Source organism: Aggregatimonas sangjinii, from assembly GCF_005943945.1.
Lineage (GTDB): Bacteria > Bacteroidota > Bacteroidia > Flavobacteriales > Flavobacteriaceae > Pelagihabitans > Pelagihabitans sangjinii.
In genome coordinates, this window is record NZ_CP040710.1 from 2652863 (window position 1) to 2672122 (window position 19260).

20 protein-coding genes are annotated in these 19260 nt (G+C 39.1%); 14 read left to right on the forward strand and 6 right to left on the reverse strand.

Features of this window, described 5'->3' with window-relative positions; translation table 11 throughout:
* Positions 1-3: 3 nt before the first annotated feature.
* The 3 genes from FGM00_RS11035 (at position 4) to FGM00_RS11045 (ending at position 1627) form a co-directional block, all read left to right on the forward strand.
* A complete protein-coding gene (locus tag FGM00_RS11035) occupies positions 4-687 on the forward strand; it encodes an ion channel (protein ID WP_138852955.1) in 684 nt (227 codons plus the stop codon).
* Positions 688-724: 37 nt separating this feature from the next.
* Positions 725-1138 (forward strand): hypothetical protein, encoded by a 414-nt coding sequence (locus tag FGM00_RS11040; protein WP_138852956.1) that lies wholly within the window; start codon positions 725-727, stop codon positions 1136-1138.
* Positions 1139-1210: 72 nt separating this feature from the next.
* A complete protein-coding gene (locus FGM00_RS11045) occupies positions 1211-1627 on the forward strand; it encodes a hypothetical protein (protein ID WP_138852957.1) in 417 nt (138 codons plus the stop codon).
* Positions 1628-1739: 112 nt separating this feature from the next.
* Here the strand turns inward: FGM00_RS11045 and FGM00_RS11050 are convergent, their stop codons facing one another.
* The 6 genes from FGM00_RS11050 to FGM00_RS11075 all read right to left on the reverse strand — a co-directional run bounded on the left by FGM00_RS11050 (position 1740) and on the right by FGM00_RS11075 (position 7449).
* Positions 1740-2405, reverse strand: coding sequence for an outer membrane protein (locus FGM00_RS11050; protein WP_138852958.1), 666 nt, complete (start codon positions 2403-2405; stop codon positions 1740-1742).
* Positions 2392-3507 carry a BamA/TamA family outer membrane protein gene (locus tag FGM00_RS11055; RefSeq protein ID WP_138852959.1) on the reverse strand — a complete coding sequence of 372 codons (1116 nt, stop codon included), beginning with the start codon at positions 3505-3507 and terminating at the stop codon, positions 2392-2394. Before FGM00_RS11055 ends, FGM00_RS11050 begins: the two co-directional genes overlap by 14 nt.
* The gene (locus FGM00_RS11060) at positions 3507-4181 is read right to left on the reverse strand and encodes a hypothetical protein (protein WP_138852960.1); all 675 of its coding nucleotides are present in this window, start codon (positions 4179-4181) and stop codon (positions 3507-3509) included. The genes FGM00_RS11055 and FGM00_RS11060 overlap by 1 nt, the downstream gene beginning before the upstream one ends.
* Before the next feature lie 232 nt (positions 4182-4413).
* On the reverse strand, positions 4414-5238 hold the full coding sequence (locus FGM00_RS11065) for an MBL fold metallo-hydrolase (protein ID WP_138852961.1): 825 nt from the start codon (positions 5236-5238) through the stop codon (positions 4414-4416).
* Between the two features lie 93 nt (positions 5239-5331).
* Complete coding sequence (locus FGM00_RS11070) at positions 5332-6336, reverse strand: helix-turn-helix transcriptional regulator (protein ID WP_138852962.1); 1005 nt, start codon at positions 6334-6336, stop codon at positions 5332-5334.
* A gap of 243 nt (positions 6337-6579) precedes the next feature.
* Complete coding sequence (locus tag FGM00_RS11075) at positions 6580-7449, reverse strand: LytR/AlgR family response regulator transcription factor (protein ID WP_138852963.1); 870 nt, start codon at positions 7447-7449, stop codon at positions 6580-6582.
* 149 nt (positions 7450-7598) lie between these two features.
* Between FGM00_RS11075 and FGM00_RS11080 the strand changes: the two genes are divergently transcribed.
* The 11 genes from FGM00_RS11080 to FGM00_RS11130 all read left to right on the forward strand — a co-directional run bounded on the left by FGM00_RS11080 (position 7599) and on the right by FGM00_RS11130 (position 19245).
* Positions 7599-8264: a hypothetical protein gene (locus FGM00_RS11080; RefSeq protein WP_138852964.1), complete on the forward strand. Its 666-nt coding sequence runs from the start codon at positions 7599-7601 to the stop codon at positions 8262-8264.
* Between the two features lie 3 nt (positions 8265-8267).
* A complete protein-coding gene (gene gltS, locus FGM00_RS11085; protein WP_138852965.1) occupies positions 8268-9470 on the forward strand; it encodes a sodium/glutamate symporter in 1203 nt (400 codons plus the stop codon).
* Positions 9471-9745: 275 nt separating this feature from the next.
* On the forward strand, positions 9746-10171 hold the full coding sequence (locus FGM00_RS11090; RefSeq protein ID WP_138852966.1) for a hypothetical protein: 426 nt from the start codon (positions 9746-9748) through the stop codon (positions 10169-10171).
* 56 nt (positions 10172-10227) lie between these two features.
* On the forward strand, positions 10228-11529 hold the full coding sequence (locus tag FGM00_RS11095; protein WP_138852967.1) for an anaerobic C4-dicarboxylate transporter: 1302 nt from the start codon (positions 10228-10230) through the stop codon (positions 11527-11529).
* 20 nt (positions 11530-11549) lie between these two features.
* Complete coding sequence (aspA, locus tag FGM00_RS11100; RefSeq protein ID WP_138852968.1) at positions 11550-12968, forward strand: aspartate ammonia-lyase; 1419 nt, start codon at positions 11550-11552, stop codon at positions 12966-12968.
* A 47-nt stretch (positions 12969-13015) separates the two neighbouring features.
* Positions 13016-14086: a type II asparaginase gene (locus FGM00_RS11105; protein WP_138852969.1), complete on the forward strand. Its 1071-nt coding sequence runs from the start codon at positions 13016-13018 to the stop codon at positions 14084-14086.
* 19 nt (positions 14087-14105) lie between these two features.
* Positions 14106-14774 carry a succinate dehydrogenase cytochrome b subunit gene (locus tag FGM00_RS11110; RefSeq protein ID WP_138852970.1) on the forward strand — a complete coding sequence of 223 codons (669 nt, stop codon included), beginning with the start codon at positions 14106-14108 and terminating at the stop codon, positions 14772-14774.
* A gap of 9 nt (positions 14775-14783) precedes the next feature.
* Positions 14784-16694 carry a fumarate reductase/succinate dehydrogenase flavoprotein subunit gene (locus FGM00_RS11115; RefSeq protein ID WP_138852971.1) on the forward strand — a complete coding sequence of 637 codons (1911 nt, stop codon included), beginning with the start codon at positions 14784-14786 and terminating at the stop codon, positions 16692-16694.
* Positions 16695-16700: 6 nt separating this feature from the next.
* Positions 16701-17444: a succinate dehydrogenase/fumarate reductase iron-sulfur subunit gene (locus FGM00_RS11120; RefSeq protein WP_138852972.1), complete on the forward strand. Its 744-nt coding sequence runs from the start codon at positions 16701-16703 to the stop codon at positions 17442-17444.
* A gap of 19 nt (positions 17445-17463) precedes the next feature.
* The gene (locus tag FGM00_RS11125; RefSeq protein WP_138852973.1) at positions 17464-18597 is read left to right on the forward strand and encodes a porin; all 1134 of its coding nucleotides are present in this window, start codon (positions 17464-17466) and stop codon (positions 18595-18597) included.
* A gap of 27 nt (positions 18598-18624) precedes the next feature.
* Positions 18625-19245 (forward strand): trimeric intracellular cation channel family protein, encoded by a 621-nt coding sequence (locus FGM00_RS11130; RefSeq protein WP_138852974.1) that lies wholly within the window; start codon positions 18625-18627, stop codon positions 19243-19245.
* Positions 19246-19260 lie beyond the last annotated feature (15 nt).

Here is a 19260-nt window from a genome sequence, read left to right on the forward strand (position 1 = left end):
GAGATGTTCAAAAAACTGTATTCATATCGTTTTGAGTTTTTCTTCATCACGCAGATAGCGGTCTTGTTTGGTTCATTGTTCATTCGAGGCGAAATTTTCGAAAAAAGTATTGGACCTATCTTCTTTTTGCTCAATCTAATAGCGGGAATCATTTTGATTTCAAAGCGTAAGGATTTTTTCTGGTTTTTCTTGGTTTTGCTCATTGCCAGTAGTACTATTTTCGCCTTCGCTCAAGCAAATGGCGGAATGCCGTTATTCACGAGCTATATGCAATTCGGAATCTATTTTGCTTTTTACCTAGCCGTTACTTACGAAATCATCAAGCAGGTTTGGCAATCTACCATGGTAGATAAAAAAGTAATCTACGGTATGGTAAGTGGTTTTATATCTCTTGGACTTATAGGGTTTTTTATTTGTATGAGCATTGAACTGGCCAATCCTGAATCGTTTCAAGGAGGTTTGTTACATCAACAAGGAACTTTGCCCAATACACTTACAGAACAATTGATGTACTTCAGCTTTATTACGATGATGACAATTGGTTATGGTGATATCTTACCGGTTACACCAATAGCACAAAAAGCATCAATTCTAATAGGTTTAATCGGTCAGTTCTATTTGGTCGTTATAACAGCTGTTGTTGTAGGGAAGTTCATCAATCAAAAAAGCGCTAAAAACGAGTCGTAAAGTCAACTAATATAGGAAGAACTAGAAATAATATATTATGAATACAGAACAGAATAAATATCACAATGAATTTGCAGGACTGGTAAAAATCACCATGCGTGATGGTGATGCTTCCGAATCTGAAAAAGGCTTTCTAAGCCATCTTGCCACAAAATTAGGGATGTCGTCTTCGGAATATGACGGTATTATGGAAAACTACCTATCCTATCCGTTAGAGACAATCCCAACGAATAAAATGAAATTGGAAAACCTATATACTTTGACGCAATTGGTATGTGAGGATGATTCAATTACAGGTAATGAACAAAAATCATGGTTAGAACGAATGGGAAAAGGTATGGGCTTTGCACATCAAAACGTTCCGTACATCGCAGATAAGTCTATTAAAATGATGCAAGGAGGTGCTGACCTGGATGCTTTTGTGGATGGTATTACCAATATCAATCAATAGATTTTTAGTTGTGGCTACCAATTAATTGCATTCTGAAATACTCAAAACATCCCGGATTTAAAAAATTGTATTTTGAAAAAACAGCTTTTATTACTGATTGTAGCAACTGTATTTATCTCACTAAATGTATGTTCTCAAAAACTTAGTCCGAATCAAGTGGCCAAGCTTCAATCTATAGAGGAGGTCTTTAATACGGATGATATAGCACTTCAGACACGTTGGTATGAGAAATTCATGGATCAATTGAATTTGGACGATGAAACAAAAGACAACTATAGAAAAATGGTAGTTTATCATAGTATGAAAATGAATTCCTATGATCGTGCTGACAGTCAATTATCCATTAATGAGACTAGGGCTGCACTGGAGAAACAACTTGCCCTTCTCAATGAGGATGTGACACCGATTTTGAATGATGAACAGCTAAAAATGCATCGAGAAACATGGGGGGAGATCCTAAAAATAACTATGGGGCGAATTGAACCGTAGTAAATATTGGCGCACGATTAATCTCGACTACTTACAATAGTCATTTGGCCTTTCTTTAAACTTGCTGTTGCCTCCATATACTCTAAAAACTATCCCCTATTGATTCATAAAATCAAAACCTAAAGACCATACCTCCGTTCAAACCAAAATAGGGTGATATGGGTCTAATATTTTCTGCGGACCTAAAGCCATCATAGTCCTCATTAAAAATAGCATCAAGATTAAAGCCATTAACTGGGAGGAATAAATCTGCCTGTGCCTTTAGTCCGATATGCTCACCTAACCAAAAAGTAACGCCACCCTTAAGAGAAAAGGCAATTCTAGTAGCAGTATCAATACCTTCATCCACTATAGTCCTATTTTCATTCTCAAAATTTACAAAAGCGTATCCTGCTCCACCGCCTACAAAAGGTGTGATATTTCCATCGGAGAAGTAATAGATTCCTGTCAGCATAATCCAGTTTGCAGTTAAATCAGCAAGCTTGGATTCTGAAGGACTTACATCCCTGTCTTTAATCAATAAAGCTGAAGAATGACGATTGTAGGTAATCTGGGCTACAGTATTATCGGAAAATGACCATCCGAAAGACACCCCTAGCTGATTTCCCGCATCGATACTTAAATAATCGCTATCCCCACTAAATTTGGTACCAAATTGATATCCATAATTAATATCGATTTCCTGCGCTTTTATCATAAAAGCGGATTGAAATACCAAAGCAAATAAAATAAGTTTGACTGTGTTATTCATAATCTTATTATTTTTAAAAAGCTTCATTCACTCCAAAATAAATTCCGTTTTGGCCATCTTTTCCACTACCGATATCTAGTCGCAACCATGTGTTTTGTTCTCGCAATATCTTAAATCGTACACCGGCACCAAAGCCCGGTTTTACGGAGTTAAATTTTAGGAGGTCTGAAGCATCTCCTGCTACACTTCCTACTAGGCCAAAGGCGGCCAAATTCCATCTGGGTTTTAGTCGATAGCGATATTCCGCCTGTACTACATACATGTTCTTGTCTAAAAATCGACCATAGAAATATCCTCTGGCACTGCTACTCCCTCCAAAAAAAGCCATCCCCTGAAAAGGCACGTCGCCATAATTATTCTCGATATAGACTTGGGTTGCCAAAGTACTTCGTTCACCAAGTGGTTCATAGTTGCGTAAGTCAAGTGTGAACTTATTAAAACCGTGCGTTGCCCCTAGAATTTTACTTGAAAAGTGTGCCCCTATTTCAAATAATTGCCCATCGGTTGGGGAAGAAGTGTCGGTTCGTGTATCTAGATTGAATTCAGCACCTAATCCACTTATAACCGTTCGGTCTGCACCCAAAATAGTTCCAGAATCAAGCAGACCATCTTCTTGAACCTCCGTAACCTGGTGATTGGCAAAATTATAAGTGAAACCAAAGTTCAAATCAGGAGGCAAGCGTTTTAAGAAACTCAGCTTGAGTCTATGTGTGGTTTGGTCGTAGAACTCCTCACTTTCTTCGGGCGTTTCCGGACCAATGCCCCAAAAGGAATTTGGATATATTTCAAATAAATAATCCGCATCAATAAAATAATTCCCCTTTCCTAAATAAACTTGTGGGGTAACATTGAACATTATTTGCCCTGCGGTGGTATAAATACCACTGAATAAAATATTCGAAAGCCTCTGATTGTACTGGTTGGTGTTGTTTAGTAAAAACAATTGCCCACCACCACCAATACCGAATTTTGTTTCGGGAGTATAAAACATAATTGGTAAAGCCACTAGCTTAATATTTTTTTGTTTCCCAATGGTATCGGTTTGTATAAAGCCCTCTTCCCTTCCCTGTCCGACAACACAAAGAGGGAAAACCATCAGAACATATATTGCTATTGCTAATTTTTTCATCAGAAAAAGAAATCATCAAGTATTACGTTGAATCCAAAAGTGAATGCGATATTACTGATTGCTATATTTTGTGAACTAATCATACCCGATGGTAGTTCTTCTTGGTCAACTCCAATCCAAAAAAGGTTGAGATTAAACCCGATATCAAAAGCAATTTTGTCATGAATTACATAGGAATAACCTAAACCAACCAGTGTTCCGAAACCGCCCCCTTCTGATGAAAGTTCGGTGGATGCTTGCAGCGTGTTCAATTGTGTTTCTTCCCGATAACGGACATAGCCCGTAGATAAGGTGGTAAAAAGTGATCCACGTTCGTTAGTGGATAAATAATGGGATACAAAGGGACCGATAAACAAAGACTCCGTGGCACGGTCAACACTACCTGCAGAACTAGCTCTATCTGTATTTATTTTTCCTCCTAAGAGCCATCTGTCTTTGATAAACCTTCCTGTGGAAAAGTTTAGTCCAAATTCATTGGTGATTGTCTTTTCTTCAGATATTCCTGTTTTATTTGTATTTGAGCTTATACTTCCTGATAACCCTGTGAGCCAACGTCCTTTTCTAAAGGGTGTGTCTAGACTGTCTCCAATAACTTGGGCAGTTGCGGATTGCACTAAAAATAGTAGTCCTGAAAGCAAAAGAAATTGCCTTAGCACACATGGGAATTTTGTCATCTATATTTTTTCCAATTAGCTGTTACCACGGTAAACATCTCATGATAAGATGTGGGGGCAGTAACTTTGTAAATTTATCCTCGATGACCAAAATAGCTATTATCATATCGGGTCATGTTTGGATAGGGAAAGGGTATACCTATCTTTTTATGGGAATAAAGCAAATGCACCTATTAAGATAGTATTGAACTCTTTTTATCACTAAAGTTGAGCCTGTTTAAGTTTGTGGCGTTCAGAGTTCTATTTGAACTCCCTCCCGGGCCAAGAAGCAATTCGCAAAACGTTCTTGACAAAGACGTTCTACCTCCAATAGAAAGTCATCATTATGCTCAGGGTCGTGATGGGTAAGAAAAAGTTTTTTTACGTTGGCTTTTTCGGCAACTTGAATGGCCTGCTCCCAACTACTATGACCCCAGCCCCTATAATTTGGAAGCTCTTCAGGCGTATATTGCGCATCATGAATCAGGACATCGGCATTTTTTGCGAATTCCACCAGCTTTTCATCCAATATGAGGCCATGCTCAATATCCGTAGCATAGACCAAGACTTTGCCATCAGCTTCCAATCGATAACTATGTGCTCCGCCAGGATGGGAATGCAAATACGTTTTTATACTCCCATCGGGGAACGTTTCTTCATTAACGTTTTTTAGGATAAATGAAAAATTGGCACCCATATTATCAAGGCTTACAGGAAAATAAGTGCTTTCCATTTGTTTGGCGAAAATGTTTTTTAAATCGGGTATATGTAAGTCCTTACCTAGTGCGATGATGTGTATTTCTTTGGATGGGTCGTATGCCGGGGCGAAAAAAGGAAAGCCCTGAATATGGTCCCAATGAAAATGGGAAAAAGCAATGACAATCTTTCTTCCGGGAAGAAATTCCTGTTGCATAAGCTCCTTGCCTAATTTTCGGATACCCGTTCCCGCGTCAAAGACAAGCACGTCGCTATCTGTATCTCCAAAAACTGCTACACAAGTAGTATTGCCCCCAAATTCTTGGTATCCATTTTCACAAACAGGTATGGAACCCCTAGTTCCAAAAAATTTTATTCTCATGAGTTCATTTCTTGTTTGCTGTTGTAAAGCCGATAAATGTCGCTTCTATCTCAGCCCAAGTCCCATTCAAGTTTAAGTAATTTTATGTTTAAGCTAATTATCAATCGAGGTCAATATGTATGAATCCCTAAATTGACCTGGTGTACTACTGGACCATTTTTTAAATGAGCGTATGAAATTTGGACTATCTGAATAGCCCAAAAACTCACTAATGAGGGTAATGCTAAGGTTGGAACCCGTTAGTAGGTCGATTGATTTTTGATATAGAATTTTCTCTAGAATTTTAGAGAATTTGGTGTTTTCCGATTTGAGGCTTCTTTTGATACTACTTTCAGAAACATTAAAATGCTGAGCCACATTGCTAAGAGAAGGAATATAGCCTGATTTATAGCTTTTTAAAATTTCTTCTATAGTGTCTGAAATACTTTTGGCAGGAACATTGGGTAAGCTCTGGTTTGTGAATTGAATACGGATTTTTGTCGCCTTTCTTAATATTTCCCGAGGAAATACAAAAGCAAACGTATTTTGATTTGTGATAAGCCGGCACTTTTTTCCTATTACCATAGATTTAATTTCTCCATAGTTGTTATAAGGAATATGTATTTCATCTGGCACCCAATTTTTATTGGTGTAGGTTCTAAATAGTTGCAAAAGAATAGCCATAAAAATGTTTTCCCCTATTTTTCGACCCGTCGTGGGCTCATCCAAATATGAAAAATCAAACTTTACGGTATCTTGATATATACTCAGATTACAATTTAAATTCGTTTGAAAAATCGACTTGTACATCACGAACTGGTGCAACACACTATATAAGGTTGGAAGCTTGGTCAAGTACCTTCCAAAGCTTCCTAAATTAGAAAGTTTGAAATACGCTAAGTCGTATGGTCTCAAGAACCCGTTGGGAAAGTGAGTTTTTATCTTCGCAAAGAAATCATAAACCACTTCAAGTGGGGCATAGTGTTGCTCTTGCTCTAAGTCAAAATATCGTAGTGTACTTTTTTTGACGAGTTTTTTTGAATCAACACCATTGTTTTCCAAAACCTCTAATACAGGATTTAATAATGCTATTTGGCATATTTGATATTTCTGAACCATACTTCTTCTTAAAAGATTCGTAATACTAGTGTTGCTTAATCTTCTAAAAAAGAATTGAAGGGGAGGGCCTAAATCAAGATGAGATAACGTATTGTCAATTAAGGTCTAGGTTTTCGTCATTAGCTGTGTAGAGGCAATGAATACAATCTTTTCTAGTGTTCAAAATGAAGTTATAAGAGCGAAAAGAAAATTAAAAACTTCATTGCATGAAGTGGATAAATTTGCAGTTGAGATGGAGAAATCCTAAGCTGAAAATTCAACTAACCAATCTTTGAAGTCCTTGGTTTTAAGTTTGCTTATTGAAATAGATTCTTCATGGTCAATTTTTAAGGTCAATTCCATTTTACCAAAAGAATCTGGTTCTAAATGTTTCACGGCGTCACGATTGATAAGGCATTGTCGATTAGCTCGGAAAAAACTATTCGGATTTAGTTTTTGTTCCAGTTCTTGAATACTCTTGTCCAAAAAGAAAACCCTTAAATCAAAGGTTTTTCCTTTTACGATGCAATCTTCAATGAAAAACAAAGCGAAATCCTTTATTTTTACAGGTTCCAATACTTTTTTTCTAGGTAATAAAAGACTGGTCAAATAATTCTTTTCAAGTATGTTAAGGTCGTGGTCAAAGCTATTATGTTCTTTATTATACCGAACAAAAGCTTCTTGTCCTATTAATCTATTTGCCAATCCAGATCTTACTTTTAGTAAGGTTGCTAATAAAACACAAATAACCAATAATACCAACCATACAAAAGAGAGTCCCTTTAGTTCTCCAAGAGGCAGCGTAACAATGAAATTATCCATTATATAAAGAAAGGGAATTAGTGTCAGGATGTATAGTAGTCCGTTTATAAGCAATGACCCCAAGAAAGCCATTTTATCCGTTAAGTTCCGCAACCAAGCATCTATTTTGAATATATTAAAATAAAGTGCACTAAAACAGAACAAGAAAACGGAAAAACCTCTAAAAAGAATATTTAAAACGGAAGTAGGACGCGGGGTTTCAAATAAGGTTATTGGAGAATTGAAATAATACAGTATTTCACTAAAATTTATTGCCAAGCTTAGGCCAAATGCCAACCACACCAATTTCTTGATTTTGATTTCACTTTTCATAAGTGTTTCAACCTAATAACTACACATTACTATAAAAATAGTGTTTTCAGAACGGTTTCTCTCTTCTGGTGGTCTAAAATGATAATAACAACCTTATTTGGAGCTACTACATTTAAAGCTCAAAAAAAGGTCTTAAAAACATCGTCTGAATGAAAAATAGAAATTACCGATTTCCAAAAACGCTGTCGGTTTTAATACTCGCTTTATCCATTAGTATTATACAAGGATGTGGTAGTATAAAAATGGGGTCGACTTGGACAAAGGAAAATTATAACGATACTGCTTATAAAAAAATAGCCGTAATAGGAATCGGTAAAGACCTTACCGCTCGCAACACCTTTGAAAAAGATGCCGTTGCCTTGTTAAAAGAACAAGGAATAAATGCCGTTGAAGGCATCTTGATATTTCCTCCAGGAGGGACTGAAGAAATCAGAATCGCCGAAGACTATATCAAAATCATTAAGGAGAATAATTTGGATGGTGTACTAACCATGGCTTTGATAAATTCCAAGGAAACAGACCGCTATAAACCAGGAGAGACCCTTTATGTACCATCTTATTATAGAGTTGGTGAATATATCGTTAGAGGATACCAGACTTTTAATACCCCGGGATATTACAAGACCGAAAAATCATATCTTATAGAGGCGGTGCTATACAATGTCAAAGGTGAGTTATACAAAGGAAAAGAAACGATGGTCTGGACAGGGCAATCGTCTCTATTAGAACCTTCATCCTTAGAAAATGCATCTAATAGTTTTACCAAAAGAATGGTGAACCAATTGGTCGCTGACGGCATTGTAACCCCAAAATAACCCATGCAAATAGGACCCAGAGACACTATCGTCATTGCTTGTTTGGTTTTATTTTTAGGGAAATATCTCAACAAGAAAATTTCCTTTTTTAGAGCGTATAACATTCCCGAACCCGTAACAGGAGGCGTCATCTTTTCCATATTTTTCGGAATTTTATATGCCGTAACGGGCACTGAGTTCAGCTTTGCTTTGGAGTTACGAGATGCATTACTTATCATCTTTTTTATCACCATTGGCCTTTCTTCAAGATTGAAGACCTTATTGAAAGGAGGTAAATCATTGCTGCTACTCTTAGTACTGGCAGTGGGGTATCTTTTCATCCAAAACCTTACCGGTGTAGGTATTGCCTACCTTACTGACTTGCCAAGTGTAACGGGTGTTCTAGGAGGTTCGGTTTCTTTTAGTGGAGGCCATGGCACCACCATCGCTTGGGTGCCTACTTTTCAGAATGAATTTGGCATTTCAAATGCCATGGAAATGGGTATCGCTTGCGCAACCATTGGTTTGGTTTTAGGTGGATTCATAGGAGGTCCTATTGCCAAGTTTTTGATAAAACGACATCAGTTAAAACCGACGGAAGAAAAGCCCGTTGTGGTGGGTGTTCGTCATGGCAAAGGCGATAGTGTGGAGATGAACTACAACAATATTTTACAGATGATATACTTCATCTTCTCAACTGCTGGATTGGGCATAGCCATTAATGAATTGCTCACATGGATGGGGCTAGCTCTCCCCTCCTTTGTCACGGCATTGTTTGCGGGTATTATCGTTACGAATTTGATTCCTATCTTTTTTAAGAAATTCGATTGGCAACCTGAAAAATCAAAAGCCCTTTCCATGGCATCCGATTTGTCTTTAGGGCTTTTTCTAGCGATGTCGCTAATGAGTCTTCAATTATGGACACTCTCCGATTTGGCCGGACCATTACTTCTTATCGTAGTTGCCCAACTCGTAGTGATTTCTGTTTTCGTAATCGTGGTTGTTTTCCGTGTTATGGGTAAAGATTATGATGCAGCCGTAATGAGTGCAGGATATGCTGGACTGGCGCTAGGAGCTACACCCACGGCAATTGCGAATATGACGGCGGTTACCAAGAAGTTCGGTGGGTCTCCCAAGGCATTCATTGTGGTACCGCTTGTTGGTGCTTTTTTTATTGATATCTCCAATGCTTTGATTATTAGATTCTTATTGGGTGTTTTTGGGTGATTCCTTTTAGGCATAACAAAAATTGCACTTAAGAACCAACCTATTTCAAAAGACTTTTAAAACAAAAGGCTATTCCTCCAAATTAAAAGTATGCTTTAGTTTTTTTCTAAAATAACTAATCTACATAACAGCTTGAATCTATTTTTAGAAGTGGTCTAAAATGATAATAAAAATGGATAAGAAGTACCTAATTTTCAAGTGACCTAATAGGAAGAAACGGCTTTTTTAAGAGACAGTTTGTTTCAATATATAACTATTAATTATAATCTTTTTCTATGTCTACGACAAAAATCCTCTTCATGATTCTTGGTTTTACATGTGCTAGTTTTTTACATGGCCAAGACTTAACCACTGAGCAAAAAGAACAACTCGAATACAAGGTATCCGTATTTATGTCCAATGATAAAGAACTTCAAGAACTATGGTATGAAGACCGTATGGATAAAATGAAGCTCCAAGGAAAGTTACGCGAAGATTATCTCAAAATGGTAAAGTATCATGCCTTAAAAATGGAACAGCTCAAAGGAGAAAAATCTAAAAGTAGTGCCGACCAAATGAAGGCCAAGCTCCAAGAACGCGTACGACTTATGGAAGTTGATGTCAAGGATGTTCTGGACCAGAATCAGCTAGAAATACACCAAAAAACTTGGAATGCCATAATCAATGCCGTCATTCTGAGAGAGGGCTTGAATGTGAAATAAAGGAACTGTTGATTTCACTTGTTACAAAATACTATGAATTTTAAACTAAGAATACTATGATTTGGATAGAATTACTCGTCGTTCTCTTTTTTATTTTCCTCGGGTCAAAAATGGGAGGCATCGGTATAGGCTACGCTGGTGGTGCCGGTGTAGTGGTATTGACTTTAATTTTTGGGTTGGATGCCGGTTCGGTTCCTGTAGACGTCATTCTCATTATAATGGCGGTTATCTCTGCCATAGCCGCGATGCAAAAAGCTGGTGGTTTGGATTACCTGGTGCACCTCTCTGAATCATTACTTCGCAAAAATCCAAAGCGTGTAACTTTTTTAGGGCCTACCGTTACCTATTTCATGACCTTGTTTGCAGGTACAGGGCATACCGCCTATGCCGCCTTACCAGTCATTGTTGAAGTTTCGAAAGAAGGAAATGTAAGACCATCAAAACCCTTAAGTATTTCAGTAGTGGCTTCGCAAATTGCCATAACTGCTTCGCCTATTTCAGCTGCGGTAGTGATTTTTGCAAGTTTTTTGGAACCGCTCGGGGTTTCGTACCTACAACTGTTGGCCGTAGCAATTCCTTCTACGATTTTAGCCTGTGTGGTAGGGGCTATTGTCGCAAATAAATTAGGGAAACCACTTGACCAGGACCCTGTCTATCAAGAACGTTTAAAAGCCGGTTTGGTAAAGGAAAAAAGCACTGAAACGCATAAAGACACTAAAGAAGCTAAACGGTCTGTCGGCATCTTTTTAGTTGCGATAGCCATCATAGTCACCTATGCTACCCTTATTTCCAAGAAAGTAGGCTTGATTGAAAATCCTACAATTCCGCGCAATGAGGCAATCATGGCAGTTATGCTCTTGGCAGCTACGGTTATTGCATTGATTTGTAAACTCAAAATGGCCGATATCCCAAGCATGTCAACTTTTAAATCTGGCATGAGTGCAGCGATTTGTGTATTGGGCGTAGCATGGTTGGGCGACACTTTTGTCAGTAACCATATTGAAGAAATCAAAGAAGCAGCCGGAGGTATGCTTAACCAATACTCCTGGTTACTTGCTGTAGTTTTATTCTTTGCCAGTATGCTATTGTATTCTCAAGCTGCCACTACAACGGCTTTAATGCCAGCAGCTTTGGCGTTAGGGGTTAGTCCCATAGCAGCTATAGCCTCATTTGCAGCGGTAAGTGCTTTGTTTGTCTTACCTACCTACCCTACCCTTTTGGCAGCGGTAGAAATGGATGATACTGGGACTACTAAAATTGGCAAATACGTCTTCAATCATTCTTTCATTGTGCCAGGAACCGTTACCATAGCGTCAAGCGTAATCTTTGGATTTCTAATCGGAAGTATCGTTTTATAAATCGAAAAAAGAACAAGAATATGAAAACTAGAAAAGAAACAGATTTATTGGGAGATTTAGAAATTTCCAATGAATACTATTACGGTATTCACACGCAAAGAGCCTTAAACAATTTCAAAATTTCGAACTCCAAAATTGGTGACTTTCCAATATTTGTAAAAGGATTGATGTTAACGAAGAAAGCCTGCGCTGCAGCTAATAAGGAGATTGGAACTATTCCGGCCGATAAAGCGGATATGATTATACAGGCCTGTGACCACATTCTAAATGATTTGGAAAAGTATGCCGTGTTCTTCCCTTCTGATGTTTTTCAGGGCGGTGCCGGAACTTCGGTAAACATGAATGCAAATGAAGTCATTGCAAACGTGGCTTTAGAACTAAATGGTCATGAAAAGGGAAGTTATGACATTTTACATCCCAACGACCATGTGAATAAATCGCAGTCAACCAATGATGCCTACCCTACCGCATTTCGTGTTGCAGTGTATTATTATATGAACCAATTGTTGGAACGTATTAATATACTGACCACTAGTCTTGACAAAAAAGCAGCTGCTTTTAAGAACGTCCTTAAAATGGGAAGAACCCAACTTCAGGATGCCGTACCCATGTCACTCGGAGATGAATTTGGAGCATGGTCTACCAACTTGAAGGAGGAAACAAAAAACTTAAAACATTGTCGTGACCTTATTTTAGAAGTCAATCTAGGAGCTACCGCGATCGGAACCGGGGTGAACGCTCCAGATGGGTATTCTGAATTGGCAATCGGGTACTTGCAACAGTATACCAAAGCAAGTTTTGTGAGGGCCGAGAATTTGATAGAGGCTACTTCTGACTGCGGTGCCTATGTGATGATATCGGGAGCCCTTAAAAGAACAGGCGTAAAACTATCAAAAATATGTAATGACCTGCGACTACTTTCTTCTGGACCGCGTTGTGGACTGAATGAAATCAACCTACCCGAAATGCAGGCAGGTTCTTCCATCATGCCTGCCAAGGTGAATCCGGTAATTCCTGAGGTCGCGAATCAAGTTTGTTTTAAAATAATTGGGAATGATGTCACCATTTCTTTTGCTGCCGAAGCTGGGCAATTGCAATTGAATGTCATGGAGCCTGTAATCGCACAATGTATGTTCGAGTCCGTTGAACTACTTTCCAACGCTTGTGTTACCCTCGCTGAAAAATGTATTGATGGAATCACGGCCAATGAGGAGCACACGAAGCAAATGGTATTCAATTCCGTTGGAATCATCACTTTTTTAAATCCGTATATCGGGCATCATATGGGTGATGTTTTAGGAAAAGAGGCTGTTGCTACAGGAAAAAATATTAGGGAATTGGTTCTTGAAAAAGAGCTCCTTTCCGAACAAGAATTGGATAAAATATTGAGTGTAGAAAACCTCATGAATCCAAAGTATACGGCAACACTACACAAATAAGACTAATTATAAAAAGAACGCTATAGTTACACATAAATTCTTTTATTATGAGAGCATTAAAATTGAAAATGATAGCTTTCCTGATGGCAGTGGCTATGACTACTATGGGTTTCGCCCAAGACACAGCACTTCCCAATGTTAAAATTCTAGCAACAGGAGGCACTATAGCCGGCTCAGCCTCGTCGGCAACTTCAGGGAGTTATTCAGCAGGTCAAGTAGGCATTCAAACCATGATTAATGCCGTACCTGGAATCAAAAAAATCGCAGATGTTTCAGGAGAGCAAATTGCTAATGTCGGTTCGCAAGATATGTCCGTCGAAATATGGTTGAAGTTGGCGAATCGAATTAATGAATTACTGGCTTCCGATGATGTAGACGGCATCGTGATTACCCATGGTACCGATACCCAAGAAGAGACTGCTTATTTTTTGAGTTTGGTAGTTAAAAGTGATAAGCCCGTGGTTACTACCGGTTCTATGCGCTCTTCCACTTCGATAAGTGCTGAAGGCCCATTAAATCTATACAATGCGGTCGCTATAGCTGCCGATTCCCAATCTAAAGGAAAAGGAGTTATGGTTTCACTGAATGACCAAATTCACGCTGCTCGCGATGTAAGCAAAATGAATACCACCAATGTGAATAGTTTTCAATCGCCTATTAAAGGAATGTTAGGTGGAGTATTCTATGGTAGACTAGGCTTTTTTCGTGAACCCAACACCAAATTTGGAAACTCGAGTAAATTTTCAATAGAAGGGATTGAAAAGCTACCTCGTGTAGACATTATTTATGCCTATGCGGATATGTCTCCAGATTTAATCGATATGCATGTGAAGGCCGGAGCTAAAGGTATCGTAATCGCAGGGGTCGGTAATGGCAACATGACCGATGCAATTTTAAAAGCAGCGAAAAAAGCTTATGAAGAGCATGGGGTAATAGTAGTAAGAAGTACTCGTGCAGCAACTGGATGGGTGTTACGAGATAATGAATTTAAAGACGACGATTATCACACGGTTGCGTCTGGGGATTTAAATCCTGCTAAAGCGAGAATCTTATTAATGTTGGCACTTTCAAACGGTGAAAAACTGAGTGAAATGCAAAATCTTTTTGATACGTATTAATTTATAATTGAGGTGGATTATGGCAATTAATCAATTGTTTTTTAGAAAAACCATTATTGCGGGTACAGGCTTGTTCTTGTGTATTTTCCTAGTGGTTCACTTGTCGGCGAATTGTATTTTATTACTTCCGGAAGAAACGGCAAGAGGTTTATATAATTCGTATTCGACCACTTTGCGCGAAAGTCCATTGATAAAAATTGTTGCCTATTTGTTATACCTATCCATTATTCTTCATGTAGTGTATGCACTGCTGATTACCATCAGAAACAGAAAAGCAAAGCCACAAAAATATGTAATGAACAGTTCGAAGGAGAATAGCACATGGACTTCACAAAACATGGGACTCATCGGCACCATGATTCTTCTTTTTATTGTAGTACACCTTGCCAATTTTTGGGCCCGTATTAAACTAGGCATGGGAGAAGTGGTAAGCTTAGATGCCGCTGGTAATGTAGATGTCTACGAGGTAACCAGTAGCTTATTCCATAATATCTATTATGTCATTTTCTATACCGTATTGGTAATTCCATTAGCGTTGCATCTGCATCATGGCTTCAAAAGCGCTTTTAAAACCCTTGGGTTCTATCATAGAAAAGGACTTCGTATTGTTGCTAAGATAGCATTGGTCTATGCCATCATTATGGGTATAGGTTTTGGAATCATACCTTTTATTGTTTATCTGAAATAGTGTAGGAAGATGAAATTAGACGCAAAAATTCCAGAAGGAAAACTTCAAGATAAATGGCAAAATTATCAAGTGAAATCACAACTGATAAACCCTGCCAATAAAAAGAAACTCAATGTTATTGTAGTTGGCTCAGGACTATCCGGAGCCGGTGCGGCATCGACATTGGCCGAATTGGGCTATGATATCAAATGCTTTTGCTATCAAGATTCAGCCAGGCGCGCACATTCCGTAGCAGCGCAAGGTGGTATCAATGCTGCCAAGAACTATCAACACGATGGGGATAGCGTTTGGCGCATGTTTTATGATACCTTAAAAGGAGGTGATTTTCGTTCTAGGGAAGCTAATACCTATCGACTTGCCGAACTTTCAGCACCACTAATTGACCATTATGTGCAACAAGGCGTACCCTTTGCTCGGGAGTACGGCGGAACTTTGGTCAATCGAAGTTTCGGTGGGGTCCAAGTACAAAGAACCTTTTATGCAAGAGGGCAAACCGGACAACAATTATTGATGGCCGCCTATTCACAGCTGTATAAAATGGTACGCGCCAAAAAGGTGGAAATGTTCCCACGTAGCGAGATGTTAGACCTTGTGGTAATTGACGGAAAAGCAAAAGGGATTATCGTTCGTGATTTAGTTACTGGCGCACTCAAACGTTATGCAGCTGATGCTGTCGTTTTGGCAACCGGTGGATATTCTCGGGTTTTCAGGTTATCTACCTTAGCTATTGGCTGTAACGGTAGTGCCTTATGGAAAGCCCATAAAAAGGGCGCATTTTTTGGCGCTCCGAGTTTTACACAAATACACCCAACCGCTTTACCGCAATCCAGCGAAGCACAATCAAAGCTTACCCTGATGTCCGAATCCTTGCGGAACGACGGAAGAATCTGGGTGCCAAAGCAAAAGGACGACCCACGAAAAGCCAATGACATTCCGGAAGAGGAACGGGATTATTATTTGGAACGACGCTATCCTAGTTTTGGGAATTTGGCTCCTCGAGATATTGCATCACGTGCTGCCAAAGAGCGTATAGATGCAGGTTTTGGAGTGGGAAGGTTAAAGAATGCCGTGTATCTCGATTTCAAACATGCCATTGAAAGATTCGGTTTGGAAACTATAAAAGACCGCTATGGCAACCTATTTAAGATGTACAAAAAGATTACCGGTATTGATGCTTACAAAGAACCGATGCAAATTTCTCCTGCAGCACATTTCTCTATGGGCGGACTGTGGGTAGATTATGAATTGATGACTACCGTTCCTGGATTATATGCCGTTGGAGAATGTAATTTCTCTGACCATGGTGCCAATCGATTAGGTGCCAACTCCTTGTTACAAGCAAGTGTAGACGGGTATTTTATACTTCCCAATACCATCAATAATTATTTGGCCAATGAAATTAAGGCAGACCATCCTACCATAGAACACCCAGCGTTTGATAAAGCTGAACAGGAAGTAAAATCGAATATCGAACGTGTTCTCGCCATAAACGGCACAAAGACAGTAGACCATTTTCATAGGGAATTAGGTAAGGTCATGTGGCAAGAATGTGCCATGAGCCGAAATAAAGCAGGTTTGGAAAAAGCTATTCAGCAGATAAAGGAAATTCGAAATGCTTTTTGGAGCGATGTAAAAGTTACTGGAGACAGTAATGAATTGAATACAGAACTGGAGAAAGCATTGCGATTGGCCGATTTCATTGAACTAGGAATTTTGATGTGCACGGATGCCCTTGAACGAGACGAGTCTTGTGGAGCTCATTTTCGTGAAGAATATCAAACCGAGGAGGGCGAAGCCGTTCGGGTAGACGAAGCATATTCCTATGTATCTGCTTGGGAATATGACAGCGGAGATTTCAAACTGCACAAAGAAGCACTGGAATTCGAATACGTAAAACCATCGGTAAGAAGTTATAAATAGAGTATTATGCAAGTAACATTCAAAATTTGGAGACAGGAAGGCCCAAAAGATAAAGGTGCCATTAGAGCCTATGAAGTGGATGGTTTAACTGAGGATATGTCTTTTCTTGAGGCATTGGACCATTTGAACGAACTACTTGTTCTTAAAGATGAAAAGGTAATCGCATTTGAATACGACTGCCGTGAAGGAATCTGTGGGCAATGTGGGGTTTTTATCAATGGTCGTGCCCATGGTCCGCATGATAATATGACCACCTGTCAGTTGCACATGCGTAGTTTTAAAGATGGTGATACTATTGTAGTAGAACCGTGGCGTGCTGCTTCTTTTCCTGTAATTAAAGACTTGATTGTAGACCGTTCGGCCTTCGATCGGATTATTGAGCAAGGCGCATTTATTAGTGCAAAAACTGGTACGGCGCCGGAGGCAAATGCCATCCCCATTCCAAAAGAGGTCTCCGACAGGGCAATGGATGCTGCTGCGTGTATAGGCTGCGGAGCCTGCGTAGCTACGTGTAAAAATTCTTCGGCTGCCCTTTTTACTTCGGCCAAAATCAATCACTTAAATGGTTTACCACAAGGCCATGCAGAAGAGCACAAACGGGTTGCCGAGATGACCTATCAAATGGAAATCGAAGGTTTTGGCAGCTGTACGTTTACCGGTGCATGTGAAGTGGAATGTCCTGAGGGAATTTCCATTATAAATATTGCAGAAATGAATGCAAGAGTTACGAAGTCAAAAGTACTTGGATAGAAAAATTGAATAAAACCTTATGAAGAAATCATTCGCTACATACGGAAAAGCAATAATACTGATTGTTGCTCTGCTTCTATTACAAGGAATGAAAGCGCAGGCACAGCAAGATAAGAAAGATGACACGAATTGGATTGATGAAATTACCTCTAGGGTTACTCCCTATGGAAGTCTCAGAATAGGTGCTGGTTTTGCTGAAGAAGGTGAAATCGGTATTGCAAATAATGCTCCCAGAATTGGTATCAAACTGAAACATGCACTATCTAAAAATGAGGCTGATAATTTCAATGTCATTGGTGGAATAGAATTGGGTCTAAACCTAGTCTCAAGAGATGAAACCGTTGAATTTGCCGTTGACCCAGGGGCTGGAATTGCACAAGTAGGTGATGCGGTCTTCGCAAGGTTGGGTTATGCCGGTTTCTCCTATCAAGATTTGGAATTTACTTTCGGGAAGCAAAATTCAGTGTATTACCAATTGGGTGCTAATCAAATAGATAAATTTTCGGCATTCGGTGGAGCCGCCATAGGTGTGTGGAATATTTCTGACGGTGGTGTTTCAGGAACAGGAAGAGCCAATCAACTTTTAAAACTAACGTATGCCAATTCAGGTTTGAAAATTGGTGTTCAAGGTCAGGCACGGAATATTTCCGTAAACAGTAAATCTTTGGATACTTATGGTTTCGGAGCCAGTTATACGATTGACGGATTTGCAATTGGCCTAGGGTACAATAGAGTACTTGATGGCGTTGAAGACCCATTGCCTAATCAGGCCAAAGATGGAGATGAGGCGTTCGTAACATCAGCCTCCTATGAAAAAAATCGTTTTTCAATTGCGGCTTCCTACGCCAGTTTAAAACAGCACCAAAGGTTAGGAGATGATTTCTATGATGCATCGGGAGTCGAGTTTTATCTGGGCTATGTCTTTTCCAAGAACGAACGTTGGAAGGTCGCCGGAGGGTTCAACTATTTAACTCCTGATGATAATGAAGGACTAGGTGATTTTAATACTGCTTTTGCCATTGGTGAAGTCAGTTATACCTTTAAAAAATCAAGTAAAATATTTGCCGCTACCAAGATTGACCAAAGTAAAACGACTACTGGTAATAGAAGAAATCAAAGTGTTTTCGGCATTGGGATAAAGTTTGATTTTTAATCTAATAATCTTTATTAAAAATTGCGAATGGGTTTTTTCGATGTTCTCGATATTCTAGGTACGATAGCTTTTGCAATATCAGGCGCATTAATGGCCATTAAACGCGAAATGGATGTTTTTGGCATCTTTATAGTTGCCTTCGTCACGGCTTTGGGTGGAGGCATTCTAAGAGATGTATTTATAGGCAATACCCCAGTTTGGTGGATGGGGCACTTTTATGTGGTTCATTTTGTAAGCATCTCTGTTTTTTTGGCTATCGTTTTCCGAAATAAAATATACTTTTTGGTGAAATCCCTTTTTATATTCGACACCATAGGCCTTGCCATATTTACCATTAGTGGGGTTCAAATTGGAGTTTCCGCTAACCTTGATCCCGCTGTAAGCGTCGTACTCGGAATTATGACAGGATGTTTTGGAGGGGTTATTCGTGATATCTTATGTAACGAGATTCCGATTATTTTTCGAAAGGAAATCTATGCCTTGGCCTCACTTGCCGGAGGTATATGTTTCATCATTTTGTACTCCTTGAATTTCGACAAAAACATATCCTATATAAGTACGATTTTACTAGTGGTTGTCATACGTGTTTTCGCAGTACGGTTTGGTATTGGACTCCCAACCTATTCCATCAAAAAAAGTAAAAATTGAAAAGCACTTTTAAAT